Raw genomic sequence first — 3309 nt, 5'->3', positions numbered from 1 at the left:
GCGCACCGCGCACCGCGCACCGCGCACCGCGCACCGCGCACCGCGCACCGCGCACCGCGCACCCCGCACCCCGCATGCCGCGGCCCTCGGCCGCTTGGGAGCCCGGCCCGGTCGGAGAAGGCGAGTGCATGGCTCACGGCCTAGGCAGAAGTCGCGGAGCAGGGCGCGGACAAGAGTGATGCCGTCCCTGGTGCTCAGGCGGTATGCGCGGAACCGTCACCGGGCACATCGCCGGGCGGGTCTGTTGAGACACCGAGATCCCCGGATCCTGGCGGGTTCCAGAAACGGCCGCACGTGTGCGGTAGCCGATCGGCTATAGGGCACCGAGACCAGCGCGCCTGTGTCCGTCGACGACGCTATCCACTTCGCAGTCGACCCTGTCTCCTAACCGACCTCCAGGACGCAAGAGCCGCCGAGCTCTTGCGAGACATGGCTGCAAGACGGTCAGCGCAGGGTCTGATGTGGGGGAGCGGGCCGCACCGCGAGACGTCTCGCAACCGTAGGGTCTCAAGACGTACTCCCGATACTGTTCCGGGAGGGCAGCCTGCGAGCGTGCCGTCCTAGCCTGCCGATGTGCCTGAACTGATATCCGGCAGAATCCGAGCTGCCTTTCGCGACGACACTGCCTGCACCGTGGCGACGATCTGAGTTCTAGCGGCTCCGAGCCATGCACTCGCGTTCTCCGATCGGGCCTGGGTCTTACCGTTGGCGGGACAGAACCGTTGTCATCTCATCCGGCTCCGTACGAAGAGTGTGGGCATCACGCCCGGAGCCGCTACTCCCATTAACTGACTCCGGCGATCGCGCAGGTGGTGTCAGAGGGCGCCGTGAAGGTCGCAGCTGCCTTCCACAGCTCACCCTTCTCACTCGCCGCTTCGGCTCGGACTTGGCTCCAACCAACGACTGTGCCGTGAGTATCAGTGAAGAAGACAGTGATGAAGTAGCTGCCGGTCGTTTTGCCAGTGTTCTTGATCTTCCCGGATGCCTGCCATCCAGTCTTCGTGGCTGCGCACTTCTGCAGCGTTACCGAGGCTCGCTTGTTGGCGTCATTCGTGATTTCTGTCGGGACGTCGATGGCCCCGGAGACGCCGGGGGTTTGACCGAGCAGCTGCGGGCCGGCGGACCGAGTGCTGTTGGTGGTCGGCGTCGGTTGTGGCGTGTCGGGGCTGCATCCAGTCAGGGCTACGGCCGCGAGGGTTGCTGCAATGGCGACGGCGACAAGATTGGTTGTGGTGTGTTGGCGCATAAGCGTGTGCCTTTCTGACGAATGACGATGGGGCGGGCCCGGTATCCCGGTCCCGCCCCATCGTTGGTTGGTTACGCCCGTCGGCGTCGGCGGGTGATGGTGAAGAGCGCTGCCCCGCCGAGCAGCAGGATGAGTGCGATACCGATCGGCGTTTCAACGGAAGCGCCAGTGAAGGCAAGGCCAGAAGGGCCAGGCTTCAACGTCACGACCGCGGTCGACGGGTCTGACGGGATCCGGCCGCCGCCGAACGGCGGATCGCCTGCGACGACTGCGCTGTTCGAGATAGCGCCGGCGGTCACATCGGCTGCGGTCGTAACGTACGTGGCGGTGCAGTCCACGGTCGCCCCTGGCGCGAGTGTGCTGATGTCTGCCGGGCAGGTGATTGCCGACAACTTCCCCGTGCCGGTGAAGTCGCGGTCCTCGATTTGTGCGTTGCGGATGGTGATGTTCCCGGTGTTGGTGACCGCGAAGTTGTAGCGAATGGTCTGCCCAACCCCGGCGACGGTCTTGTGGTCGGCGGTCTTGACCACGGTTATCGATCCTTGCGGATCGGTGGGAACGTTCACTGTGCTCGGCGGGGACGGCGCCACGGGCGGACCGCCGGGAGTGTTACCGGTGACGGTGGCACTGTTGCGAAGTGAGCCGGAATCCAGGTCGGCTTGGGTGACGGCATAGGTAGCAGTGCACGTGATGGCTTCACCAGGGGCAAGGCTGTCGCCAGCTGCCGGGCAGGTGATCGCAGACAGTGTCCCCGTTCCGGAGAACCCGGTGTCAGTGATCTTCGGGTCCGTGATGGTCACGTTGCCCGTGTTCGTCACCCGGAAGCTGTACGTCACCTTCTGACCAACCTTGCTGATCTTTTGCACATCGCTGGTCTTGACGACCGTCATCGATGCGTTCTGGGGAGTCGGCACGACGGCGTTGGACGGCGTCGAGGTCAGTTCCCCGCCGGGAACGGTCGACGGCGGGGTGCCGTGCGCTACCGCTGCGTTGGTCACTTCACCGGCGTTCACGTCCTCCTGTGTCAGCGTGTACGTGGCTGTGCAGGTCACCTGCGCTTCGGGAGCAACCGAAGCGGCGGCTGCCGGGCAGTCGATGGTGGAGAGCTCGCCGGTGCCCGAGAACGCCTGCTCCTCGATCGACACGTTCGAAAGGGTCACGTTGCCGGTGTTCGTCGCCACGAACGAGTACGTGATCGTCTTCCCGGCGGTGAAGTTCGATTCGCTGGTCACATTCGCGGACTTGACGACACCGATCGACGCGACTGGCGTTACGGGCACGATCACCGTTGACGGGGTCTCGGGAACGACTGGGTCCCCGCCGCCGGGAGGGTTACCCGTCGCGGTTGCCGTATTGGACAGGTTCCCGGCGTCGACATCTGCCTGGGTGACGGTGTAGGTCGCCGTGCAGGTCAGCGTGTCTCCCGGAGCAACGCTCGAGGACGGGCACGTGATCGCCGAGAGAGCGCCAGTGCCGGTGAAGTCCTGGTCCTGCACCTCGACGTCGTCGATTGTGACGTTGCCGGTGTTCGCGACCGCGAACGAATATGTGATCTCCTGTCCGGCCCGCGTGATCGTGGTCGTGTCGGAGGTCTTCGTGATCGTCAGGCTCGGATCCGCCGGCACGTTGACAGTGGTCGTCGACGGCGGCGAGGTGACCGGTGGCCCACCCGGCGTGTCGCCACTAACCGTCGCGGTATTTGTCACCATGCCGGCGTCGACATCCGCCTGGGTGAGCGTGTAGGTCGCGGTACAGGTCACCGAGTCGCCCGGTGCGAGCGAGCGAGCTCCGGCAGGGCAGTTGATCTCCGACAATGTCCCGGTACCGGAGAAGGCGCCTTCATTGACCGTGACGTTGCGCACGGTCACGTTGCCGATGTTCGTAGCGCGGAAGGAGTAGGTGACGGTGTCACCGACCTTGGTCGCGCTGTCGGGCGTGGCCGTCTTCGTCACCGTCAACGCAGGAGCCGCTGTGATCGTGACGGTCGCAGTGGACGGGGGCGAATCGACCGTTCCACCGGTCGGGGTGGTCGCCGAGCTCGTCGCCGAGTTCGTAACGACACC

The 3309-nt window shown here is 65.3% G+C and carries 2 protein-coding genes; both read right to left on the bottom strand.

The genetic code is table 11. From position 1 onward, the window contains the following. Window positions 1–784 precede the first annotated feature (784 nt). The gene (locus BOSE127_RS16920; protein ID WP_159558243.1) at window positions 785–1246 is read right to left on the bottom strand and encodes a hypothetical protein; all 462 of its coding nucleotides are present in this window, start codon (window positions 1244–1246) and stop codon (window positions 785–787) included. 71 nt (window positions 1247–1317) lie between these two features. Then, complete coding sequence (locus BOSE127_RS16915) at window positions 1318–3204, bottom strand: DUF7507 domain-containing protein (RefSeq protein ID WP_159558241.1); 1887 nt, start codon at window positions 3202–3204, stop codon at window positions 1318–1320. Window positions 3205–3309: the final 105 nt, after the last annotated feature.

It is taken from the genome of Curtobacterium sp. 8I-2 (assembly GCF_902506155.1).
Taxonomy (GTDB): domain Bacteria; phylum Actinomycetota; class Actinomycetes; order Actinomycetales; family Microbacteriaceae; genus Curtobacterium; species Curtobacterium poinsettiae.
The sequence above is the reverse complement of the archived record's forward strand: the minus strand, read 5'-3'. Positions and strand labels throughout refer to the sequence as shown.

Bases quoted from the DNA above. Each gene is read 5' to 3' on its own strand.
- BOSE127_RS16920 (WP_159558243.1), bottom strand. From the start codon at position 1,246: ATGCGCCAACACACCACAACCAATCTTGTCGCCGTCGCCATTGCAGCA.